The sequence below is a fragment of the Treponema sp. R6D11 genome (assembly GCF_054786075.1).
On the sequence record NZ_BDHD01000796.1, the window covers coordinates 1 to 517 of the forward strand.

Below are 517 nucleotides of genomic sequence, written 5' to 3' on the forward strand. Positions count from 1 at the left end.
GGTCAAGGGAATGTGGGAATGAGGGCAATTACAGAAACTTTTATCCCTTATTGTTCCCACTCCGAACAACTCGCCATCGTTTCCGCCATCGAATCCCGTCTGTCCGTATGCGATAAACTCGAACAAACCATAGACCAAACCCTTGCGCTTTCCGCCTCGTTACGGCAGAGTATTCTTAAAAAGGCGTTTGAGGGGCGGCTTGTTCCGCAAGACCCAAACGATGAACCTGCGGAAAAATTGCTGGAACGGATAAAAACGGAAAAAGCGGCGGTACTGGAAAGGCAGAAACAACGGAAGGCGAAAAAGTGGAAAACAACGAAGCGGTAACTCGGATAATTTCAAAGTTGGATTTATGGGCGGTTCCTATTGACGTTCGTGGGTTCAACAGGCAGAAATATCGTGAAGTTTTTCCTCAAGGTACTGTAAAAACCCCAATCGGTGAAGTAAAAATAGGCAAGATCCAGTTTGAAAAAATAGCTGAAAAGGATAATGGGAAGCGTCGTTGCCTTATCGGGGC

General features: G+C 46.2%; 1 protein-coding gene and 1 pseudogene. Both read left to right on the forward strand.

What is annotated here, in order from left to right; translation table 11 throughout:
- Positions 1-327: pseudogene (locus ACYVTD_RS16160) on the forward strand (hypothetical protein); the annotation flags it as partial.
- A partial coding sequence (locus tag ACYVTD_RS16165; protein WP_461248701.1) for a hypothetical protein occupies positions 306-517 on the forward strand: 212 nt, incomplete at its 3' end. The pseudogene ACYVTD_RS16160 and the gene ACYVTD_RS16165, both read left to right, overlap by 22 nt.